The following is a 22748-nucleotide window of genomic DNA, read 5'->3' as shown; positions in this document are numbered from 1 at the left end:
CCCCGGGGGGGGTGTTTGGGCCCCCCCCGCCCGCGCGGCGCCTCCGCCCAACCCAGCCCGGCCGGCGCATGAGGCCACTCAGCCCGGCCGGCGCTTGAGGCCAAACAGCCCGGCCGGCGTTTGAGGCCACCCAGCCCCGCCGGCGCTTGAGGCGAACCCAGCCCGGCCGGCGCATGAGGCCACTCAGCCCGGCCGGCGTTTGAGGCCACCCAGCCCCGCCGGCACTTGAGGCGAACCCAGCCCGGCCGGCGCATGAGGCCACTCAGCCCGGCCGGCGTTTGAGGCCACCCAGCCCCGCCGGCGCTTGAGGCGAACCCAGCCCGGCCGGCGCATGAGGCCAAGCAGCCCCGCCGGCGCTTGAGGCGAACCAGCCCCGCCCAACGTGCGCATGAGGCCAACCCCGCCGCCGCCAACCCCCAACCACTAGGCCGACATCGTTTGCACTCCAACAACCCGCAACAGCGCCAACCGCCCCGCCGCCGAACTCCCGGCAGGAGCCGTGTAGACGACCACCCGCAACCCCGCCTCCCCGGCAACAAGCACCTGACGCCGCACGGTGATCTCCCCGATCTCCGCATGCCGAACCGTCAGCCCCACCTCGCGCGACCCACCCACAGCACCCCGCCCACCCACATCGCGTTGTCCACCCACATCGCGTCCCCCACCCACCTCGCCCCAGAGCGCAGCGAACTCCGCCGACCCCGCCCGCAACCGCGTCACCAACGCCGCAGGCCGAGGATCGTCCGGCCGCCCCACGAGCGCGGCCCGCAGATCGGCCACGTACGCCCGGGACATCCCGTCCGCGTCCGCCGCGCGATAGCGCAACCGCGAGGCCGGCTCGGTAAACCACCGCACCACGACGTTGCGCCCGACGTTCGGCCCGAGCAGCGCCGCCGCCATCGCGTTCTGCGCGAGCACGTCGCCCGAGTCCGACATCACCTGAGCCGGCACATCGTGCAGACGATCCAGGATCAGCAATATCGCCGGTGACACGTGCTGGTCCGCACCGGAGGACCACTCCGGCGCAACGTATCCGGCCAGGTGGAAGAGCCGATCACGACCGTCCTCCTCCAACCGCAACGCACGCGCCAGTGCGGCGAGAAGGTGCCGCGACGGGTGCGGCCCCCGGTTCTGTTCCAGCCGCGCGTAGTAGTCGACCGACATCCCGGCCAGCCGGGCGACCTCCTCACGGCGCAGCCCCGCGGTACGCCGCCGAGCCCCATCGGGCAGCCCCACGTCCGCCGGGCACAGCCGTTCCCGGCAGCCCCGGAGAAAGCCGGCCAGTTCCTGTCGATCGTTCATGCCCTCAGGATCCGACGTCCCGAGTCCGGTATCCAGGGACCATCCGTCCCTGGATATCCAGTCCCCGGTTGGGCATATCCCGGACGATCCGGCCGGCCACCCCACCGGCGCAACCAATCACGCCGGGCAACCCGTACACACGCGCCCGCCACACCCGCGCCACCGCGCAGGCGACCGAAAGAAATCAGGCGGCGCGGCGGATCGCGGTGACGAGTCGGGCGGTGGCCTGCGCGCGTGCCTGTCGACGGCGGCGCAGCGCGATTGCCGCGACCCGTACCTCTCGACTGTCCCGCTTCTCCACGACCGCCACCTCCGAACGAACCCGTCCCGCCCGAGAAGGCGACACCGTGCGCCCCAGCAGGGGCGACATCCACAAACCTAGGTGTCGCACCCCCTGTACGGCGTCGCCCGGGAGTGCCGATCGGCCCTACTACCGGAGGACGACCCGAACCCCGAGGTACCCCCGATGCATGCCACCCCGGGAGTACACGACGGGACTTCCGACGGAGTCCGCTCCGCCCCGCTCACACACGGCAACACCCCCGGCCCCGCGCGTCACCCCCGGAGCCCGCGACCGCCCCACCCCGGAACCACGGCCCGCCCGCGCCCCACCCTCAGATCACCTTCCCCGGGTTGAGGATGCCCAGCGGGTCGAACGCGGCCTTGACGCCCCGATGCACCCGCACGCCGACCGGCCCCAGCTCCTCGGCGAGCCAGTCCCGCTTGAGCATGCCCACGCCGTGCTCCCCGGTGATCGTGCCGCCGAGGTCCAGCCCCAGCCGCATGATCGCGTCGAACGCGGCCCCGGCCCGCTCGACCGCCGCCGGGTCGGTCGCGTCGAAGATCACGATCGGGTGGGTGTTCCCGTCCCCCGCGTGCGCACACACCCCGATCACCGTGTCGTGCCGCTTCGCGATCGCGGCCACCCCGTCGAGCATGTCGCCGAGCCGCGAGCGCGGCACCGCGACGTCGTCGATCATGCTGGTGCCCAGCCGTTCCAGCGCGGGCAGCGCGAGTCGACGCGCCTGCATGAACAGCGCCGAGTCCTCGGCGTCCTCGGCGGTGAACGCCTCGAACGCGCCCGCGTGGGTACAGATCGCCTCGATCGCGGCCAACTCGGCGGCGGGCTCCGGGGTGTCCACCGCGACCAGGAGCAGCGCGGCGCTGTGCTCCGGCAGGCCCATGTTCGCCATCGCGTTCACCGCACGCAGCGTGGTGCCGTCCATCAGTTCCATCAGCGAGGGCGTGTGTCCGGCCGCCATGATCGCCGACACCGCGCCCGCCGCCGCGGTGGTGCTCACGAACTGGGCCACCGTCACCAGCGCGGGCGGCGGCGTGGGGCGCAGCGCGAGGGTGGCCCGGGTGACCACGCCCAGGGTGCCCTCGGCGCCGACGAACAGCCGGGTCAGGTCGTAGCCCGCGACGCCCTTGGCGGTCCGCCGCCCGGTGCGCAGCAGTTCCCCGTCGGCGAGCACCACGTCCAGCCCGAGCACGTACTCGGCGGTCACCCCGTACTTGACGCAGCACAACCCGCCCGCACCGGTGCCGATGTTGCCGCCGATCGTGCAGGTCTCCCAGCTGGACGGGTCCGGCGGGTAGACCAGGCCGTACTCGGCGGTCGCCCTGGACAGATCGGCGTTGATCACCCCCGGCTCGACCACGGCCGTCCGGTCGACGGGGTCGATGTGCAGGATCCGGTTCATCCGTACGAGTGAGAGCACAATGCAGCCGTCGACCGCGTTGGCACCGCCGGACAGGCCGGTGCGCGCGCCCTGCGGGACCACCGGTACCCGCAGTCGGGTGGCCACCCGCATGACGTGTTGCACCTGCTCGGTGGTCTCGGGCAGAACCACCACCGCAGGGTCACCGGCCGCACACAGGCCGGCCATGTCGCGCGCGTACGATGCGGCGATGTCCACGTCCGTCACCAGGGCGTGCGCGGGCAGCTCCTCCCGCAGTGCCGCGATCAGGTCGGTGGTCATACTGCCTCCCGGTGTGGCCGTGAATGGCCCCAGGGTAGGCACCGGAAAACCAGTCCCCCGAGGGAGGGCACCTTGCAGATCGACCGGTTGGATGCCGCGCTGATCCGGCTGCTGGTGGAAACACCGCGGATCGGTGTCGTGGAGTGTTCGCGCCGGCTGGCGGTGGCGCGCGGCACGGTACAGGCGCGCCTGGATCGGCTGCGCGAGGCCGGAGTGATCAGGGGTTTCGGGCCGGACGTGGATCCCGCCACGCTCGGCTTCTCGGTGACCGCCTTCGCGACCCTGGAGATCCGCCAGGGGCAGGGACGCGACCTGCGCAAGCAGCTGGAGTGCGTGGCGCAGGTGCTCGAGGTGCACGCGATCACCGGTCGGGGCGACCTGCTGTGTCGGATCGTCGCGCGCTCGAACGCGGACCTGCAGCGGGTGATCGAGCGGATCATCGAACTGGACGGCGTGGTCCGCGCGTCCACCACGATCGCACTGGAGAATCCGGTGCCCTACCGGGTGCTGCCGCTGGTCGAATGCGCGGTGACCGAGGGGTGAGGACGCCACCGGAACGAGTGACGATTCGGCACGCCCGGCCCATCACGAGTTTCCCGGCCGGGCGACGGCGGTAACCGTCTGCGGTCACTACCGGATTGCGGAAGGGCCGCCTTGAGCTTCCGGGACTACGTCTCCAGCCGCCGTGAGCAGCTCTGGATCGAGACCTGGACGCATGCGAGCGCCGTGCTCCAGAGCGTGGTGATCGCGACGCTGATCGGCGTCGTGGTCGCCGTCGCCACCTACCGCAGCGCACTCGCGCCCCGGATCGCGATCGGCACCACGGCGAGGGTGGACGGCGAGAACGCGATCAACGCCGCCTGGGCGGGCACTTCGGGCGTGGTCCTGCTCGCCCTTCTGTTCGACGCCGGCCATGCGCTCCTCGGCCGGCCGACCGTTTCCCGGGGGATCCGTGGCTGACGTCACCGGTGCGACGATTCGACTCGAAGAGCTCACCAAGCACTTCCCCGGCCGGAAGGTCGCCGCCGTGGACCGGGTCACCCTGGAGATCCCGGCCGGCCGACTGGTGGTGTTCGTCGGGCCGTCCGGCAGCGGCAAGACCACCACGATGAAGATGATCAACCGGCTGATCGAGCCGACCTCGGGACGGATCTCGATCGACGGTCGGGACGTGACCCGCCTGAACCCGGTCAAGCTGCGCCGCACGATCGGTTGCACGATCCGGAACGCCGGCCTGTTCCCGCACATGACGGTCGGTCAGAACATCGCCCTGGTACCGAGGATGCTCGGCTGGAGTCGGACCAGGGTGTCCGGCCGGGTGGACGAACTCCTGGAGACCGTGGGCCTGGACAGCACCGAGTTCCGCAACCGCTTTCCGCATCAACTCTCCGGCGGCCGGCAGCAGCGGGTCGGCATCGCCCGGGCACTCGCGGGCGATCCACCGGTGTTGTTGATGGACGAGCCGTTCGGCGCGCTGGACCCGATCACGCGCGGCCACCTCCAGGACGAACTGATCCGGATCCAGCACGAGTTGCACAAGACGATCGTGTTCGTCACGCACGACTTCGACGAGGCGGTCAAGCTCGGCGACAGGATCGCGGTGCTGCGCGAACAGTCGCACATCGCCCAGTACGACACGCCCGAGGCGATCCTGACCAACCCCGCCGACGAGTTCGTGGCCGGCTTCGCCGGAGCGGGCGCGCGACGTCGAGGTGAACCCGGCAAATCCGGCCTGGGCGGCGTTTGAGGCTGTTCAGCCGGGTCGGCGCTTGAGGCCACATAGCCCGGGCCGGCGCATGAAGCCACTCGGCCCGGCCGGCGTTTGAGGCCAAGCAGCCCGGGCCGGCGCATGAGGCCACATCGGCCCAGACCAACCCGTGTGAGGCCAAATCAGCCCGCGAAGCGCCCGAGCCCACCCGACATCAACACGAAGCCACCTTGCCCCCGGCATTCAACGTATTGAGCGCGTCGACCGCCCCCGAGAGCGTCTCGACGGGAACCAACCGAAGCCCACCGGACCCCACCCGCCCGGCCTCCCCACACTCCCCCTTGGGCAGAACGAAGACCGTCGCACCGGCCCGCTTCGCAGCCAGCAGCTTCATCGGCAGCCCGCCGATCTCGCCGACCTTGCCGTCCGCATCGATCGCCCCCGTGCCGGCAATCGTTCGCCCGCCGGTGAGCTGACCCTCGGTCAGCTTGTCCACGATCCCGAGCGCGAAGAACAACCCCGCACTCGGTCCGCCGACATCGTTCAGATGCAGCGTGACCTTGACCTGATCGGGCGACTTGCCGAGGTACCTGAGCGCCGCGACGGTCGCGCTGTCCTGCGACTTGACCATGTCCTTGACGTTGGTCTCGACGACCTGCTCGACCGACTTGCCGTCCGGGTAGACGGACTTCCTCGGCACGACCGACTCCTCCGAGTCCAGCCATGCACCGAGCAGCGACCCCAGCCGACGCTTGTCGTTGCGCCCGCTCGCATGGATCGTGGTCAGCAGCAGGTGCCCGGTCGTCGGGTACACCGCGACCGGGCCGGAAATCTCGACCACCGGCCGCCCCCCGTCCTCGCCGAGCGTGTCGGCCACCGATCCCGGCGTGATCAGGACATACGGCATCGGCACCAGGAACGCGAAGCCGAACAGGATCGCGACGAGGAGCAGGGACACCGGGAGGGTGAGCTTGGTACGGGCCACGCCTGGCATTAAACACGGCGCCGCCTCGCCCGCCGTACCGGACTCGCCTCACCGACCCCGCACCCGGCCGTCCACGCCCGAAATCCGCCACCTCGCGAGGACACCCGGCACCTCGCGGCAGGGCCTCGCGCCTCACGCCTCACGACAACGCCCGGCGCCTCGAAGCAGCCCCCCGCATCCCGCGGCAGCGCCCGGCGCCTCGCGGCGGCGCCCCGCCCTTTGCCGCAGCGTCCGACCCTACGCGGCGGAGACCCGCACCCCACCCAGCTCGTCCGACAGTTCGGCCGCCGCCTGGGCCACCCGGCGGCCCAGCCGCTCGGTGTCCAGGTTGCCGAGCGAGACGATCCCCACACTCGACTCGACCGCCGCGAGATCCGGCACCGAGGCCGCGATCCCGGGCACCGTGTGCCGACCGTCGCCGGGGGCGTACACGTAGGACCTGGGCCCGTCCAGGCCCGCCACCACCCGGCGCGCGGCAAGGATGGCCAGACCTGCGGCCCCCGCGTCCAGCGCGTGTCGCGAACCGACCCGGTAGGCCACGTGGTAGTCGGTCCAGGTGGGCTCGGCCACCGCGACCACCAGGGCCTCCATGCCGTCCACGATGGTCAGGTGCGCGGTGGCGCCGGTCTCCTCGGCGAGTCGGCGCAGACAGGGCACCGCCGCGTCGCGGACCAGCGGGTGTGCCCGACGGGCCAGTTGCAGCGCGCCCAGGCCGAGTTTGGTACGTCCGCTTTCGTCACGCCGGACGAGACCGTGCTGTTCCAGCGTGGCGAGAATTCGGTAGACGACGGTGCGGTTGACACCGAGTGCGGCGGCGATGTCGTGCACCGACAGGCCGTCCGAGGCATCGGCGAGCAGTTCGAGGACCTTGAGACCTCGATCCAGGGTCTGTGACGTTTCGGCGACCACCGGCCCCCCTCCCTTCGCGTGACGTTGCATTACGTCCAGCGGCGTTCGATCCCCGAACGAAACACCACATTCGCGAGGCTGTGCGGCGCCAGATCATGGGGCCAGGACACCTACTCGTCACCACTCGGCGGGCAGGCCGAACGGATTCCCACGCTCGAGAAGGACGGTTTCTCCTTCGCGGCGCGTCGGGAGATCACGCTAACCAGAGGGGGCAGTTTTGGCACTGGATATCCGGGATACGGACAGGAAAAATATCCGCCGAATCAGGACGCATACCACAAACTTCACAAATCACCGAATGCGATCCTCGACACGCGTCCCGGAGCGCGAGGCGAGACAGTCCCGTACTCACCAGCCGGACAGACCGTCCCAACCCATGAGACCGCCGCCCCGATCGGAACCGGCACCCCGCCTCCGATCGACACGCGCAACGAGGCTTCGCTCCCCACCCTCGACCGGACCGAACCGGCCCGAACCGGCCCGGCTCAGACCGGACCGAACCGGCCCGGCTCGGACCGAACCGCACAGCCACTCGGCCCGCTCCGGCACTCGGCCCGGCCGTCGCGCCGCGACGCCGCCGCGACCCGCCTTCGCGCCGCCAACCGCCTTCGCGCCGCCACACCGCCGGGACCCGCTTTCGCGCCGGCGACCACCACACTCCCGGCCTCAACGGCCCGAGGTGGCCCACTCGCGGATCTTCCCGATCCGCGCCTCCAACTGCCCGGCCGACGCCTGGGCCACCGCCGGCCCGCCGCAGACCCGACGCAGCTCGTTGTGGATCTGCCCGTGCGTCTGCCCGGTCCGGTGGTGCCACGCGGCCACCATCGAGTTGAGCTCCTTGCGCATCGCGGTCATCTGACGGTGCGTCACCACAGGGCGTTGATCGGCCGGTTTCTCCGACAGGTCGGCCTGGTGGTCGGGCTTGCGCCGGCTCTTGGCCACCTGCTTGGCCTGGCGCGACTGCAGCAGCATCTGCACCTGGTCGGGTTCGAGCAGACCGGGCAGGCCGAGGTACTCCTCTTCCTCCTCGCTGCCCACGTGCGCCTGGAGGCCGAACTCCGCACCGTCGAACAGCACCCGGTCGAACCGCGCCTCGCTCTCCAGCGCCTCGAACGCGAACTCCTCCTGCTGTCCCGGCTCGTCCTTCTGCGCGTTGGCCTGCGCGAGGAGGGCGTCCTCCTCGTCGTACATCCCGCCCTCCTTCTTCGGGCGGTCCAGCACGTGATCGCGCTCGATCTCCATCTCGTTCGCGTGCTGGAGCAGCGTCGGCACGGAGGGCAGGAACACCGACGCCGTCTCGCCCCGGCGCCGGGCCCGGACGAAGCGGCCCACGGCCTGCGCGAAGAACAGCGGCGTGGAGATCGTGGTGGCGAACACCCCCACCGACAGCCGCGGCACGTCCACGCCCTCGGACACCATCCGCACCGCGACCATCCAGCGGTCCTCGGACGCGGAGAAGTCCTCGATCTTCTTCGACGCGCCGGTGTCGTCGGACAACACCAGGGTGGCGCCCTGCCCGGTGATCTCGCGGATCATCCGCGCGTACGCCCGGGCCGACTCGTGGTCGGTGGCGATCACCAGGCCGCCGGCGTCCGGAATGGCCTTGCGTACCTCACCCAGCCGCTTGTCCGCGGCGCGCAACACCTGCGGCATCCACGCACCCTGCGGATCCAGCGCGGTACGCCAGGCCTGACTGATCGCGTCCTTGGTCATCGGCTCGCCGAGCGAGGCGGCGATCTCGTCGCCGGCCTTGGTCCGCCAGCGCAGGTCCCCGGAGTAGGACAGGAAGATCACCGGACGCACCACGCCGTCCGACAGGGCGTGACCGTAGCCGTAGGTGTAGTCGGCGGACGAGCGGCGGATACCGTCCTTGCCCTCCTCGTACGCGACGAACGGGATCGGGTTGATGTCCGAGCGGAACGGGGTGCCGGTCAGCGCGAGCCGGCGGGTCGCCGGTTCGAATGCCTCCATGCACGCCTCGCCCCACGACTTGCTGTCGCCCGCGTGGTGAATCTCGTCCAGGATCACCAGCGTCTTGCGGTTCTCCACCCGACGCCGGTGCAGCATCGGGTGCACGCCGACACCCGCATAGGTGACCGCGATGCCGTGGTACTCGCGGGACACCGGGCCCGAAGAACTCGAATAATTCGGGTCGATCCGCAGACCTATGCGCGCGGCGGCCTCGGCCCACTGCTTCTTCAGATGCTCCGTCGGCGCGACGATGGTGATCTGGTGGATCACATGCGCGTCCAACAACTCCGACGCGATCCGCAGCGCGAACGTGGTCTTGCCGGCACCCGGCGTGGCCACCGCGAGGAAGTCGCGCGGTTGCCGTGCGAGATAGGTGTCGAGGGCCCCCTGCTGCCACGCACGCAGCTTGTTCGCGGTACCCCAGGGGGCACGATTCGGGAAGGCCGGGGACAGATGGGACGCGGCTGCGGTACTCACTGCGACGGGTCTGCTCCAAGCCGAGAGGGCGATCGAGGGCAAGCGCTCAGGCTACCCGAGCAACCCCCAACCTCCCCGCCCCCACAACCCACCCACCCGTCCCGGGCGCGTCCCGACAAACCCCCCGCAGCGCCTCGAACACCACACCACGCGGAGCGGCGCACGATCACCTTCGGCCGCCGCGATCCGTCGTCACTCGGCGGTCGACCCGTATGCGCCCACGATCCGCCGAACCTCCGCACCCGCCAACGAACCCCCCACGCCCCAAACCGCCCGAGCCCGATTGATCTTCGTCGTCAACGACCCCACCAGGCGCTCCTCGACCCCGGCATCGATCGCCACCGGGATCAACTTGGAGTACCGAACCGTGTCGACGAGAGCGGACTTGACCCGTTCGTGCCGGATGTACGCCGGCAGGTCCGCAAGCGCCTCCGACCGCATGTCGGCGGGCATCGCCGCCAACCACCCGTCGCAGACCGCCTCGGCTTCGTCCGGGAAGTAGTCCATCTTGTGCAGGTGCACGGCCAGGTCGTACAGCGGGTCTCCCCACAGGGCGAGTTCCCAGTCGAGGAAGTAGGTCCGGCCGGAAGCCACGATGAGGTTCTTGCGGTGGATGTCACAGTGCAGCGCACGAAACGGCCGCCTCGTCATCGTGGCCCAGTCCGCCTCCACTCGGCCGAGCGGATCCGCCGGGACCCCCAATGCCGCGTAGAGCAACGCGTACGGCTCCCGGAAACGCCGCCAAACGTCGGCGGTCACGGCAGAGAGCAGCGTCCCGAACCCGGCGGTGTCCCCGTCCTTCGGCCAATCCGCGGGCAGGGCGGGGAGTGCGTCGAGCGGCACCCGCGACATGTCCCGGAAGAAGCGCACCACATCCCCTGCCACGTGCGCGGGCACCGATTCGCCGCGCGGCGCGATCGTGTCCAACACGTCGCCCGGAATGAAGCGGTGGATCTGGAAGGCCGGATCGTGCGATACGTGCAACACGGCGGGGATCACCGAGACGGACGGCGCCACCGCCCGGATCACCTCGTGCTCGGGCCACATGCGCAGATCCATGCCATCCGCACCGTGGATCGGAATCCGGACGATCACCGGCCCGTCGTCGGTCTCGGAGCGCACGTTGTCGTTGTAGAACCCGGACGCACTGATTCCGGACTCGCGTGCCGTGCGATAGAGCGTCAGCGGATCCGGTTTCATGCTCATTCCCCCAGAATGGTCGCGACCCACGCGTCGACTCTCGCCTCGAGCGCCCCGAGGGAGTCGACCGGGCGGATCGCCGCACGGGCTCGGGCAAGGGATGCTGTGTGCGCCGGTTGTGCCGACCCGGTGCTGCGCAGCATGTGCAGTGCCGCAAGGACGAGCGTCGGGTATACCTCCGCTCCCTCGAACTCACGAATCGCCCACTCGGCGGTGCCCCTGGCGTTCTCGGTTTCACCGCGGCGGAGCAGGATGAGCGACCGCACCAGTTGGGCTCGGGCCGTTCCGGAGCGGTAGCGAGCGCGCCCCAACACTTCCAGAGCGGTCTCCAAGGAGGCCTCCGCCTCGGCGATGCGCCCACACCGGAGCAGGGCCAGCGCCTTGGCCGTGTACGCCTTGCCGAGCTCGTGGAGGGCACCGATGTCCCGCTGTAGGGCGATCGCCTCGTCCGCCACGTCACCGGCATGCTCGGGTTCCGTCCAGGCCAGGAACTCGGCCCGATTGACCACCAGATTCGCGAGTCGGACCGCGGATCCGGCCTCCAGATAGTGCAGTTGCGCCTGGTCCAGACTGCTGCGGGCGGCCGGAAAATCGAAGGCGAACCGCCGACCCAGGTGGATCAGCCGCGCGGTATCCCCGCGCAGCATGTGTTCGTCCCGACGAAGCGTGCCGGTGAGGCCGTTGACCAGGTTCTCCGCGTCGCGAAAGCGTCCGCCCGCCATGTAGAGGTCCGCTGCCCACAGCGCCGCACTTCGGCCCTCCGGGACCGTGGCCGACTGCCACAACGACGAGTACCGGCCGAGCGCCTCCGAGGTCCGACCGAGCACGCGCAACGCGTCCGCGCCGGCGAGCGCCAGACGTACCTGAGCCGAACTGTCGCCATCGACACCCGCCAGGCCACGGGTCAATGCCTCGGCGTGCTCGACGTCCCCGACCAGGACCGCGGTCTCGGCCTCCACACAGCGGGCGGCCATCTCCAGCTCGGCACGGGGGTGGTCGTCCGCAGCGCAGAAGCGCCGCACGTCCTCGACGACACCGCCCAGGGAACGGATGCCGCCGCTCGCGGCGATCTCCGCGGTGAGGGCGAGCAGATCGCGCGGGGCGAACTCCCCGGCGTACATGCTGTGAAAGGCGACCTCGCGCAGTTGTGCGCCGATCGTCCGGCGAGTGCTCGCGAGGCCCACCACCCGATCCGCTCGTTCCCGCCACAGGGTCCGCAGCACGCGGTGCACGGCCTGCCGCATTTCCGCCGTCTGACGCGCCCTCAGTTCGGTCGCCATCAGTTGGTGCAGTTGGAATCGCTCGGCGCCCGCCGGCTGGACGAAGGAATAGGCGGTCAACGTCTCCCAGGTCCGCCGATCCGCCGACAACCCGAACGCGGCCGCGACGGTGCGAAAGATGTCGTAGTCGATCGTGCGAGCCACGGCGAGGACTTCGAGCAGTCGGACCTCTTGCGGATCCACATGCTGGAGAAAACGTTCGAGGATCTCCTCCCCCGAGACAGCGGGGGTCAGCGCGCTGTCGCCCTGATCCGCACCGGAATCCGCGTCGAGGGCCAGATTGAGGTAGAAGGGCACGCCGGAGCTGGCCCGGGCCAGGGCGGTGCGAGCGCGGACATCGGACACCCCGTGCGCTTCGAGCAGTTCGACCCGCGCGGTCATCGGCAGACCGTCCAGGGGCACCTGGATCAAGTGCGCGGTCCATTGGCTGTCGTACGTCTCCCAACCCAGTGGCTCTCGGCTCGCGATCAGTACCAGGCCTCGGTCCAACTGCGACACGAGATCCCGCAGCCACGCGTCCAGCCCGGCGGTACGGCCCGCCCGGGTGCTGCCGCCCACCAATGCCTCGTACGCGTCGATACAGACGAGGTATCGCTGCTCCACACTGGCCCGGCGCAGATCCTCGGCGAACAGGAACGTGGCGGCATCGGCGAGTTCGGCAGGGTCGAGTTCGTCGAGCCGATGCAGGGTCTCGTCGTTCTTGAGCCATCGCCACCGTTTGAACCTCGCGGACGAACGACCGGCAAGCTGAAGGAGTCCGCCGACGGTCCGAAAGACCGGCAGCCCACCCGCCGCATCCGCGAGATCGGTCAACACTGCACTCTGCTGCCGGGCGGCCACATCGGCGAGCGAAATCTGCAGGTGGGGGTGCAGACGCTGCCACAGCGCAAGGTAGGCAATGTCGTAGCGCGGAAACTGGGCGCCCTGGGCACCGAGGCGTGAACGCAATACCGCGAGTGCGGCGTCCTGTTCGCGCAGGGCCGGAATCTGGAGGTCCAGCAGCACGGTACGGGCCTCGGACTCCAGCCGCAGTTGGCATTCACGCAGGAATCGCGATTTCCCGATCCCGCCGACGCCCGTCACATTCACGACCCGCAGGCCGTCCCCACCGCCCGCCCAGGCGTCCTCGAAGGCCGCCATGGCCTCTTCCCGGTCGACGAACCGGCGCTGGGAACCTGCGGATCGACGAAATCGCGGCTGTAAAGGCATGAGGTCCCCGATCCCCGAAGCCCGCGTCGGAGCAGGCGGTCGGGACTCAGGGTAGTCGGGGGATTGCGTGGGTGTAGTGGAATTGCTTCGGCCGGCGGGCAGTGCGCGGAGGTGGCGGCGGGCGGCCGGGTGGGGTCACGGCTGCGGGTCGGGGCGGCGGATTCTCGGGGCCAGGAGGGCGCCGAGGAGGGACACGCCCAGCATGATCGCGAAGATCAGGGTGAAGACGCCGGCGTCCTTGCCGGTGCCCTCGTGCAGGGCGGCGAAGATGGCGCCGGCCAGGCCGACCATGACGATCGTGCCGAGCGAGTCGGCGACCTGGAGGGAGGAGGAGTTGGTGCCGGACTCCTCCGGCGTGGACAGGTCGAGGGTGAGCACGCTCACCGACGAGACGGCCATGCCCATGCCGGCGCCGCCGAAGAACCAGCCGACGGTGACCGCGTACGGGGAGACCCCGGGGACCAGCGCGAGCAGCGCCCCGCCGATCGCGACCGCCACGAAGAGGAAGCCCACCTGGATCAGGCGCGGCCGACGCTCGTGCGGCGAGCGGCCCTGGTACCAGGACCCCAACGCCCAGGACAGCGCGCCCACGGTCAGCGTCAGCCCCGCCTCGGTCGGCGACAGGCCGTGCTCGCTGATCAGCATCAGTGGTACGAAGGACTCGACCGCGAAGAACGCCCCCGCGAGCACGCCCCGGGACAGGATCACCGCCGGCAGCCCGCGCACCGCGCGCAGCGTGCCCACCGGCAGCAGCCGAGGCACCGTCACCGCCATCAGCGCCAGGCCGGCGAGCAGTAGCACTATGCCCACCACGTTCAGGTGTTGCCCGCCGTACTGCAACATGCCCGCGCCCACCGATGCGCCGATCGCCGCGCCGATCCGGCGCCGGTTCATCCGCGCGTCCGGATCCGACTCGCCCGCCATCCGCCGGAGTTGCGGCAGCATCATCGCGATCGGCAACACCACGAGCACCGGGATGGCCAGGAACACCCAGCGCCACCCCAGGTGATCGGTGACCAGCCCGGACACCGGCGGCCCGACGATCGAGGGCAGCACCCACGCCGCGGAGAACGCCGAGAACACCCGCGGGCGCAGCGCGGACGGATACGCCTTGCCGACCACCACGTACAGCGACACGATCACGAGCCCGCCGCCGAGGCCCTGCACGGCCCGGCCCACGATGAACGGCCACATCGACTGCGCGGTGCCGGCCAGCACGAGTCCGGCCGCGAACGCCCCGATCCCGCCGAACAGTGGCAGCCGGGGTCCACGCGCGTCACACCATTCGCCGGAGACCACCATGGCGAGCAGGCTCGTGGTGAAGAACGCGGAGAAGGCCAGGGCGTACAGCGGCACGCCGTCGAGTTCCTCGACCGCCACCGGCATCGCGGTACCCACGGCCATCGCCTCGAAGGCGATCAGCAGGACGACCGACACGATCCCGAGCGTGAGTCGAAGATAGGGCCGGGTCAGTACGCCGGGTTCCCGGTCGGACTTCTCGGCGCTCCGTCGCGCGGACTTCGACTCCCCTACGGCTGTCACCGAGACAGCCTAGACCCTGCCATTTCAACCTACTTATCAATGCGATCGGCGCAGCCTGTCAACCACGCCGACCCGCACGAGCCCCCGCGACCCGCCCCGTCCCCGTCCCCACGCCCCTAATCCACCACCACGTCCCGAGGCCGCAGCGGCAACCGCGGCAGTTCCAACCCCGTCGCATCCCGCACCGCCGCCGCGACCGCCGCCGGCACCGGCACGATGGCCGCGTCACCCAGGCCCTTCGCGCCGAACGGTGCGCCCGGTTGCGGCTCCTCGATCCACGCGGCCACCCGCACCGGCGGCACGTCCCACGTCCCCGGCGGCGACCACGCGAACTCGATGTCCTCCGTCAGCGCGAGCCCGAGCCCCATCGCCACCGAACTCTCCACCCGCACCCGGGCCTGCGCGGGATCCAGCACCCGCCCCGCGTCGTAGGCGCCGGTCACGTCCACCACCCGGATCGTGCCCAGTTCCGGGTCCAGGTCGACCACGACGCGACAGGCCGAGAAGGCCACCGCCGGATAGGCGTTGCCCTGCCCGGCGTCGTCCAGCGGCTCGGTGCTCGGCGCCCGGCACGCGCCCGCCGTGGTCACCGTCGCGGTGTCCTCGTACATCGCGTCCACCGACAGGTCGATCAGCCCGTCGTAGGACTTGATCCGCCCGTCCCGCACGTCCAACAACCGCGCCGTCATCCCGTAGCGCGCCGCCACCGGAGCCAACAGCCGCTCGCGGATCTCCCGTGCCGCCTGCTCCACCGCGCCCGCCGTCAGCCAGGTGTGCCGCCCCACCCCCGGCGCCCCCGCCGTAGGCAGCGCGATGCCGGCCTGGAGCACGATCGCGTCCGGCACCCCCAGCACCTCGTCCACTATCTGCCGCGCCAGCGTCACGAAGCCCTGCCCGACCTCGACCGCCGCGCACGTCACCGTCACCACGCCGCCGTCGAGCCGCACGGTCGCCGTCGAGGACTCGTCCGCCCCCTCGATCCCCAGCAACGGCATCAGCCCGACCGCGTACCCCGTGCCACGCAACGTCCCCGGCGCGGGCGGCGCGGCCGGCGGCGCGGCCTCCGCCACCGCCCGCAGCGCGGCGCCCACCGGCACCGGCCCGTCCAGCACCTGACCCGTCGTCAACATCGTTCCGGAGCTGAGCGCGTTGCGCAGCCGCAACTCCACCGGGTCCATCCCGAGCGCGTCCGCGAGCTTGTCCATCTGCGCCTCGTGTGCGAAGCACACCTGCACCGCGCCGGGCCCGCGCATCGCCCCCGCCGGCGGATTGTTGGTCCGCACCGCCCACGCGTCGACCACCGCGTACGGCACCATGTACGGCCCCGCCGCACAGCCGATCAGCCGCCCGATCACCTCCGCCGAGACGCCCGCGTACGCGCCGCCGTCCAGGATGATCTGCGCCTCCACGCCGAGCAGCCGGCCGTCCCGGTCCGCCCGGTGGGTGTACTTCATCCGCGCCGCGTGCCGATGCCCGCCCAGCCGCAACGACTCGTCCCGCTCCAGCACCGCCTTGACCGGCCGTCCGGTACGCAGCGCCAGCAGCCCGACCACGGTGGTCAGCCCGACGTCCTCGCGCGTGCCCGAGGAGCCGCCCACGCCGGTGGGCATCAGTCGGACCATCCCGGCGGGCAGCCCCAGACACTCCGCGACCTGGTCCCGGTCCGCGTGCGGGTACGGCGAGGCCACGTGCAGTTCGACGCCGCCGTCCGGCGAAGGCAGCGCGAGCGCGGCGTCGGTGGCCGGGTTGGCCTGGTACTGCGCGGGCACCTCGTACAGCCCCTCGACCACCACCTCGTCCACCGCCGTGCCGTCCCGACGCAGCTTGACCGGCCGGCCGTGGCGCAGCGCGATGTGCCGCAGCACATTGCCGTCCGGATGCAACGGCGGTCCGGCGAAGGCGTGTTCGGGGTCCGAGGCGGCCTCCAACGGCTGGTACGACACCAGCACCGCCGCGGCGCCGGCCCGCGCCGCGTGCAGGGTCTCCGCGGCGACGGCGGCAACCGCCTCCCCGGCGAAGCGCACCACGCCGTCCGCGAGCACCGGCCGGTCCGCCACGATCACGCCGTGGCATGCGCCCGGCGGCAGATCCGCCGCGGTGACCACGCCGCGTACGCCCGGCACCGCGTAGGCCGGGGCCGCGTCCACGCCCAGGATCCGCGCGTGTCGGTGCGGCGAGCGCACCAGTACGCACCACAGCAGGCCCGGCGCCCACAGGTCGCCGGTATAGGAGAACCGTCCCCGTGCCTTGGCGTCCCCGTCGGGGCGCGGTGCGGACTCGCCGATCACCGGTTCGTGCCGATCACTTGGTCTCGCCGATCACTCGGTGCCGCCGGCCGCCGGCGGCGCGATCACGTTGAACATCATCGTCGAGTGGGTCTCGCTCGGTGCGCGTCGGCGTGCCGCGGTGCGCACGGCGTCCACCATCGGATGCGGCCCGGCGCACCGGCAGGGGTGCCCGTCCAGCGCGCGCCGGATCTCCACCTCGCCCGGCTCCGACCCGCGGGCCAGCAGCGCGCACGCGGACGCGACCACTCCGGGCACGCAGTATCCGCACTGGACCGCGCCGGACTCCACCAGCGCACGCTGCACCTCGGCGGTCTCCGGGTCCTTGTCCAGGTCCTCGATGGTGCGCACCTCGCGGTCGCCGAGGGTGGCCGCCGCGACCAGACACGCGGACACCGCGACCCCGTCCAAGTGCACGGTGCAGGTCCCGCACACGCCCTGTCCACAGCCGTCCTTGGCGCCGGGCAGGCCGAGCCGCTCGCGCAGGACGTACAGCAGGTTCTCGCCGATCCAGGCGTTCTCGATCAGCCGCGCCTCGCCGTTGACGCGCAGGATGTACGACGTCGTGGGGACCGCGTCGAAGTCGAACCCGGGGCCGCTCATCCGCCGAACGCCCGTTGCACCGCGCGCCGCGCGCACACCGCGACCACGTGCCGCAGGTGTGCCCGGGCGGCCCGCTGTTCCGCGTCGGGCCGGACCTCGTCCGCGACCAACCGGCCGAAGTCGGCCGCGTCGCGCGGGTCCGCGAGCCGGCCCGTGTGCGGGTCCATCCGTCCCGCCAGCCACTGTTCGGCCTCGAACGCGCGTACCGGACCGGGATGCGCCCCGCCGACCGCGCAGCGCACGTCGCCGACCACGGGACCGGCCACCAGCGCCAGGGTCAGGTGTCGCCCGCCGCCCACCGGCGCCTTGACGAACTCCTGCACGCCGCGCAGCAGCGGCACCCGTACTCCGGTGATCAACTCCCCCGGGCGCAAAAGCTGTTCGGCGATCGCACCCGACTTGGGCGCGAGCAGGTGCGGGGCGACCTCGCGCACTCCGCCCGGCGAACGGCACGACACGGTGGCCTCCAGGGCCGCGAGTACGGGCAGCGAGTCGGCGGCTCGGCCGCTCGCGAGGATGTTGCCGCCGAGGGTGCCCATCGCGCGCACCTGCGCGGTGCCCACCTCGTTGGCGGCGGCGGCCAACGCGGGGACGAGCGAGGCCAGGTCGGCATCCGCGAGCCGAGCCCAGGTGAGCCCGGCGCCGAGCATGACGAAGTCGCCCTCGTAACCCCACCGCCGCAGGTCGGCGACCTTCGCCAGGCCCACCAGGGCCGGCGGTCGCACCGTTCCGGCGTTGACGCGGGGCATGAGGTCGGTCCCCCCGGCCACCGGCAGAGCCCGGGGATCGCGCGCGAGGGCATCCACGGCCTCGTCGAGCGACAGCGGCATCAAGATCGTCGCGTCCACAGCGCCGCCCACCCTATTGCCACGCACCCTCCAACGGGCCGTCCCCACCGAGATTTGAACCAACCCGAAACCACACCACCCCCGCACCCGACCAGTCCCCCACAGACCCACCCCGAAGCCGCAAAGCCAACCCTCCACCCAAACAAAACACCGAAACGAGCGGCACATAGGCCGGCCAACGAAGAGGCCGGCGAGCGGAGCGGACGAGCGAGCGGGCCGGGGGGCAGGCGGGCCGGCGGGCCGGCGGGCAGCAGGGCGAGCGCGGGCTTCCGGACAAGCGAGCAACCAGACGGCAGGCGGCCGAGCCGGTGAGCGGGCGGCACAGGCGAAGGCAGGCGGGCGCGGACCGACGAGCGAACGGACCGGCGGCGTCCGGGCCGGCAGGCGGGCCGGAGGGCGAGAGCGGCCCGGAGGGCGGACAGGCTTGCGGACAGACGGACTTGCCGGCAAGCGGACGGGCCCCACGGGCAGCCAGGCGGGCGAGCGGGCAGGCGAGCGCGGGCGGGTCGGGGGCTGACGAGCGAACGGACCGGCGTGCCGGCAGATGGGCCCGGGGGCGAGCCGCCGGACGAGCGGGCGAGCAAGCGGGCGGGCGCGCCCACACCGAGGCGGACCGAGCCGCAGCCGGGCAGGCGACCAAGCCGGTGAGCGAGCTGGCGCACAAGCGGACAGTCCGGCGGTAGCCGGTGCCCGGCGGGCGGACGGGCCGGCAAACAGGCGGGCCAGAGGGCGAGCCGCCGAACGAGCAGGCAACAAGCGGGCAGGCGCGCCCACACCGAGGCGGACCGAGCCACAGCCGGGCAGGCAACCAAGCCGGTGAGCGAGCCGGCGCACGAGCGGACAGTCCGGCGGTAGCCGGTGCCCGGCGGGTGAGTGAACCGGCGGGCGGACGGGCCGGCAAACAGGCGGGCCGGAGGGCGAGCCGCCGAACGAGCAGGCAACAAGCGGGCAGGCGCGCCCACACCGAGGCGGACCGAGCCGCAGCCGGGCAGGCAAGCAAGCCGGTGAGCGAGCCGGCGCACAAGCGGACAGTCCGGCGGCGGCCGGCAGGCGAGCAAGCCGGTGGGCGAGCGAACAGGCCGGCGCGGCGGGACCGGCGACCCGGCGGGCAGGCGGACGGGCCGACAGGCAGGGCGAGCGAGCCGGCAGGCGAGCCGGCGATCGGCAAACGGCCGACGGGCGAAACCGGTCGGCGGGCGAGCAAGCGTCGGGCGGCGGGCCGTCGAGCCGCCGTCGAGCCGGTCGGTCGGCGGCGCGACCCGGTCGCCGTGCGGCCCGCCGAAAACTCGACCCGCCCACACCCCCACCCACGCAAGAGGCGTCGGCCGTTCCGGCCGACGCCTCAGCGACCTGCGTGTACCTCGGCGGCTACTGTTTGCCGCCGCTCTTGCCACCGCTCTTGTCCTTGTCGCCACCGGCCCCGCCGGCCGGCATCGTCTCGTAGATCTCCTTGCACATCGGGCACACCGGGTACTTCTTCGGGTCGCGACCCGGCACCCAGACCTTGCCGCAAAGAGCGATGACCGGGCTCCCGGACATCGCGCTTTCCATGATCTTGTCGCGCTGGACGTAGTGCGCGAAGCGCTCGTGGTCACCGTCGCCGTGGGAGAGCTTCGGCGTCTCCTCGATCAGCGTGCCGGTGCCCGTCCCGTGCTCCGGCTCCGGGAAGCTCTGGGGAGTGGTCATACCCACCAGGATAGCCAGACGCCGGCGGCACCCAACGGCGCGTTGGATCATGCGCGCGTCCCGACCCGCCCCGGCCCGCGCACACCCCGATCGCAGCCCCGATCCACCCCGGCCCGACGTCAGTTCAGCGTCGGATCCTCCGGGTACGTGGCGACCATGGCCAACTCGCCCACCTGCCGCCGCAGTACCGCCCGCCAGAGCCGGTCCGGCGTGGGCGTGAACGCGTCGCCGGGCTCGGAGTCGACCACGTACCACGCGCCGGACTTGAGCTCGGTCTCCAACTGCCCGGGCCCCCAACCCGCATAGCCGGCGAAGACCCGCATCGAGCCGAAGTCGGCGGCGACCAGTTCCGGCGGTACGTCCAGGTCGACCAGCCCCAGGCCGCCGTGCACGCGACGCCAGCCCAGCGGCTCGGCGCCGCCCGGCACCGACGCGATGGCCAGCGCCGAGTCCATCGCGACCGGGCCGCCCTGGAAGACCACGGGCGGCTCGCTGACGATCTTCGACCACGGCACGAGCACGTCGTTGACGTCCACCGGACTGGGCCGGTTGATCACCACGCCGAGGGTGCCGTCCTCGTCGTGCTCCAGTAGGAAGACCACACACCGGTCGAAGTTGGGATCGGCCAGCGCGGGCGTGGCCACGAGCAGGCGTCCGGTGAGCGTTACCTCGGTCATGGGGTCATGATCCCGCAACCGCCGCGTCGCGGTGCGCCACCCCGCGAGGAAGTCGGCCGGCGAACACGAGCGCGCCGGTGGTACCGAGCAGATCCGCGGCCACGTCCCAGGGGTCCCCGCTGCGGTGCGGCAGCAGGAAGTGCTGGATCAGTTCACTCTCCACGGCGTGTGCCGCAAGTGCCGCGCCCAGCACGAGCGGACCGATTCCGACACGCCGACCGGTCCAGGCAATGGCTGCGAAGGAGAGAAAATGCACGATCTTGTCACGATGCGGAACAAACGGCGTCGGGTCTCCCGGACTGCCCGGATTGAACAGGAGGAACAGATTCACCAGCACCGCTCCCGCGAATGCCCAGTACGCGAGCTTGTTCCCGGCCATCCCACCCCTTCGGTCACGGGCCGAACGACCCTTTTTTCCGGGCCCTTCGGCTCCACGAGACGGCACGGGAGCAATGCGGATCCGACTACCGTGTAGCGCTGTCGGCCCATCTCCCCTGTCGGCTTCGGTACCCACAGAAGTGCGAGGATTCATGCAAGACGACGTGCTCTTGGTTCACGGCGGTTCCCCGCTTGAGGGCGAGGTTCGCGTCAAGGGCGCCAAGAACCTGGTGCCGAAGGCGATGGTGGCCGCGCTCCTGGGCGAGGCGCCGAGCCGACTGCGCAACGTCCCGGAGATCAGCGACGTGCGGATCGTCAAGGGCCTGCTGCAACTGCACGGCGTGGCGGTCCGCGACGGCGAGGAGCCCGGCGAGCTGCTGATGGACCCGACCCAGGTCGAACAGGCCAACGTCGCGGACATCGACGCGCACGCGGGTTCGAGCCGGATCCCGATCCTGCTCTGTGGACCGCTGCTGCACCGACTGGGTCGCGCGTTCATCCCGGACCTGGGCGGCTGCATGATCGGCGACCGACCGATCGACTTCCACCTCAGCGTGCTGCGCGAGTTCGGCGCGGTGATCACCAAGCGTCCCGAGGGGCTCTACATCGAGGCGCCCAACGGCCTCGAGGGCACCAAGGTCAGCCTGCCGTTCCCGAGCGTGGGCGCCACCGAGCAGGTACTGCTCGCCGCGGTGCGCGCGGAGGGCACCACCGAGCTGTCCAACGCGGCGGTGGAGCCGGAGATCATAGACCTCATCTGCGTGCTCCAGAAGATGGGCGCGATCATCTCGGTGACCACGGACCGGGTGATCCGGATCACCGGCGTGTCCAAGCTCGGCGGCTACGACCACCGTGCGCTCCCGGACCGCCTGGAGGCCGCCTCCTGGGCCTGCGCGGCGCTCGCCACGCACGGTGACATCTACGTCCGCGGCGCCCGCCAGCTGGACATGATGACCTTCCTGAACGTCTTCCGTCAGGTCGGCGGCGCGTTCTCGATCGACGACGAGGGCATCCGCTTCTGGCACCCGGGCGGCCCGCTGAACGCGATCGCGCTGGAGACCGACGTGCACCCCGGTTTCCAGACCGACTGGCAGCAGCCGCTGGTGGTCGCGCTGACCCAGGCCACCGGGCTGTCCATCGTGCACGAGACGGTCTACGAGCGGCGGCTCGGCTTCACGTCCGCGCTCAACCAGATGGGTGCCACGATCCAGCTGTACAGCGAGTGCCTGGGCGGCACGCCGTGCCGCTTCGGCCAGCGCAACTTCCAGCACTCCGCGGTCATCTCCGGGCCGGCCAAGCTGCACGCGACCGACCTGGACATCCCGGACCTGCGCGCGGGCTTCTCGTACCTGATCGCCGCACTCGCCGCGGAGGGCACCTCGCGGGTCACCGGCATCGACCTGATCGAGCGTGGCTACGAGGACTTCCAGGCCAAGCTGGAGGCGCTGGGCGCTCGCGTGGAGCTGCCGATGCGGGTCACCGAGAGCGTCGCCTAGCGATTTCCCCCCGGCCGCTCGGGCCCCGATGCCCCTTCCCGGGGCCACAGGGGCCCGAGGAGGGCCGGAAACGGTCCCGGTGGACCCGACAACGCCGGAAGGGGGGGGGGCCCCCGGGGGCGCCCCCCCACCCGGTTTTGCACCCGGGGGGGCGGGCGCACCTGTCCCCCGGCCCCGCCCGGGGGGTTGTGTCCCCCCCAAACCGGAAAC

The 22748-nt window shown here is 71.5% G+C and carries 17 protein-coding genes and 1 pseudogene; 4 read left to right on the top strand and 14 right to left on the bottom strand.

From position 1 onward, the window contains the following. Positions 1 to 423: 423 nt before the first annotated feature. On the bottom strand, positions 424 to 1302 hold the full coding sequence (locus ACIBM5_RS46245) for a helix-turn-helix transcriptional regulator (protein ID WP_396012713.1): 879 nt from the start codon (positions 1300 to 1302) through the stop codon (positions 424 to 426). A gap of 614 nt (positions 1303 to 1916) precedes the next feature. Further along, a complete protein-coding gene (locus ACIBM5_RS46240) occupies positions 1917 to 3284 on the bottom strand; it encodes an FAD-binding oxidoreductase (RefSeq protein WP_396012712.1) in 1368 nt (455 codons plus the stop codon). Positions 3285 to 3356: 72 nt separating this feature from the next. Here ACIBM5_RS46240 and ACIBM5_RS46235 point away from each other — a divergent pair, with 72 nt between their 5' ends. The 3 genes and pseudogenes from ACIBM5_RS46235 to ACIBM5_RS46225 all read left to right on the top strand — a co-directional run. Further along, entirely contained in the window at positions 3357 to 3827 is a 471-nt protein-coding gene (locus ACIBM5_RS46235; RefSeq protein WP_391588995.1) for an Lrp/AsnC family transcriptional regulator, read from the top strand. Positions 3828 to 3938: 111 nt separating this feature from the next. Beyond that, complete coding sequence (locus ACIBM5_RS46230) at positions 3939 to 4244, top strand: hypothetical protein (protein ID WP_396012711.1); 306 nt, start codon at positions 3939 to 3941, stop codon at positions 4242 to 4244. After that, positions 4198 to 4986, top strand: a pseudogene (locus ACIBM5_RS46225) (ABC transporter ATP-binding protein); the annotation flags it as partial. The gene ACIBM5_RS46230 and the pseudogene ACIBM5_RS46225, both read left to right, overlap by 47 nt. Positions 4987 to 5206: 220 nt before the next feature. Here the strand turns inward: ACIBM5_RS46225 and ACIBM5_RS46220 are convergent. The 12 genes from ACIBM5_RS46220 to ACIBM5_RS46165 form a co-directional block, all read right to left on the bottom strand. Then, on the bottom strand, positions 5207 to 5986 hold the full coding sequence (locus ACIBM5_RS46220) for a PDZ domain-containing protein (protein ID WP_396012710.1): 780 nt from the start codon (positions 5984 to 5986) through the stop codon (positions 5207 to 5209). Positions 5987 to 6214: 228 nt separating this feature from the next. Continuing rightward, a complete protein-coding gene (locus ACIBM5_RS46215; RefSeq protein WP_391588997.1) occupies positions 6215 to 6886 on the bottom strand; it encodes an IclR family transcriptional regulator in 672 nt (223 codons plus the stop codon). A 666-nt stretch (positions 6887 to 7552) separates the two neighbouring features. Further along, positions 7553 to 9334, bottom strand: a complete 1782-nt coding sequence (locus ACIBM5_RS46210; RefSeq protein WP_396012709.1) for a DEAD/DEAH box helicase — start codon at positions 9332 to 9334, stop codon at positions 7553 to 7555. 192 nt (positions 9335 to 9526) lie between these two features. Beyond that, a complete protein-coding gene (locus ACIBM5_RS46205) occupies positions 9527 to 10540 on the bottom strand; it encodes an aminoglycoside phosphotransferase family protein (RefSeq protein WP_396012707.1) in 1014 nt (337 codons plus the stop codon). Further along, positions 10537 to 12954: a hypothetical protein gene (locus tag ACIBM5_RS46200; RefSeq protein ID WP_396012706.1), complete on the bottom strand. Its 2418-nt coding sequence runs from the start codon at positions 12952 to 12954 to the stop codon at positions 10537 to 10539. The genes ACIBM5_RS46205 and ACIBM5_RS46200 overlap by 4 nt, the downstream gene beginning before the upstream one ends. A 204-nt stretch (positions 12955 to 13158) precedes the next feature. Continuing rightward, positions 13159 to 14565, bottom strand: a complete 1407-nt coding sequence (locus ACIBM5_RS46195; RefSeq protein ID WP_396012705.1) for an MFS transporter — start codon at positions 14563 to 14565, stop codon at positions 13159 to 13161. Positions 14566 to 14681: 116 nt separating this feature from the next. Beyond that, positions 14682 to 16853, bottom strand: a complete 2172-nt coding sequence (locus ACIBM5_RS46190) for a xanthine dehydrogenase family protein molybdopterin-binding subunit (RefSeq protein ID WP_396012704.1) — start codon at positions 16851 to 16853, stop codon at positions 14682 to 14684. Positions 16854 to 16883: 30 nt separating this feature from the next. Beyond that, entirely contained in the window at positions 16884 to 17453 is a 570-nt protein-coding gene (locus ACIBM5_RS46185; protein ID WP_391589003.1) for a (2Fe-2S)-binding protein, read from the bottom strand. Continuing rightward, the gene (locus ACIBM5_RS46180) at positions 17450 to 18283 is read right to left on the bottom strand and encodes an FAD binding domain-containing protein (protein WP_391589038.1); all 834 of its coding nucleotides are present in this window, start codon (positions 18281 to 18283) and stop codon (positions 17450 to 17452) included. The genes ACIBM5_RS46185 and ACIBM5_RS46180 overlap by 4 nt, the downstream gene beginning before the upstream one ends. Before the next feature lie 1386 nt (positions 18284 to 19669). Continuing rightward, a complete protein-coding gene (locus ACIBM5_RS46175) occupies positions 19670 to 19987 on the bottom strand; it encodes a DUF3039 domain-containing protein (protein WP_355546342.1) in 318 nt (105 codons plus the stop codon). A 119-nt stretch (positions 19988 to 20106) separates the two neighbouring features. Further along, the gene (locus tag ACIBM5_RS46170; RefSeq protein ID WP_391589004.1) at positions 20107 to 20664 is read right to left on the bottom strand and encodes a YqgE/AlgH family protein; all 558 of its coding nucleotides are present in this window, start codon (positions 20662 to 20664) and stop codon (positions 20107 to 20109) included. Between the two features lie 4 nt (positions 20665 to 20668). After that, positions 20669 to 21043, bottom strand: coding sequence for a hypothetical protein (locus ACIBM5_RS46165; protein ID WP_396012703.1), 375 nt, complete (start codon positions 21041 to 21043; stop codon positions 20669 to 20671). Positions 21044 to 21194: 151 nt separating this feature from the next. On the opposite strand from ACIBM5_RS46165, the gene murA reads away from it, so the two are divergent. Beyond that, positions 21195 to 22538 carry a UDP-N-acetylglucosamine 1-carboxyvinyltransferase gene (murA, locus tag ACIBM5_RS46160; RefSeq protein WP_391589006.1) on the top strand — a complete coding sequence of 448 codons (1344 nt, stop codon included), beginning with the start codon at positions 21195 to 21197 and terminating at the stop codon, positions 22536 to 22538. Positions 22539 to 22748 lie beyond the last annotated feature (210 nt).

It is taken from the genome of Embleya sp. NPDC050493 (genome assembly GCF_044458105.1).
GTDB lineage: Bacteria > Actinomycetota > Actinomycetes > Streptomycetales > Streptomycetaceae > Embleya.
The sequence above is the reverse complement of the archived record's forward strand: the minus strand, read 5'-3'. Positions and strand labels throughout refer to the sequence as shown.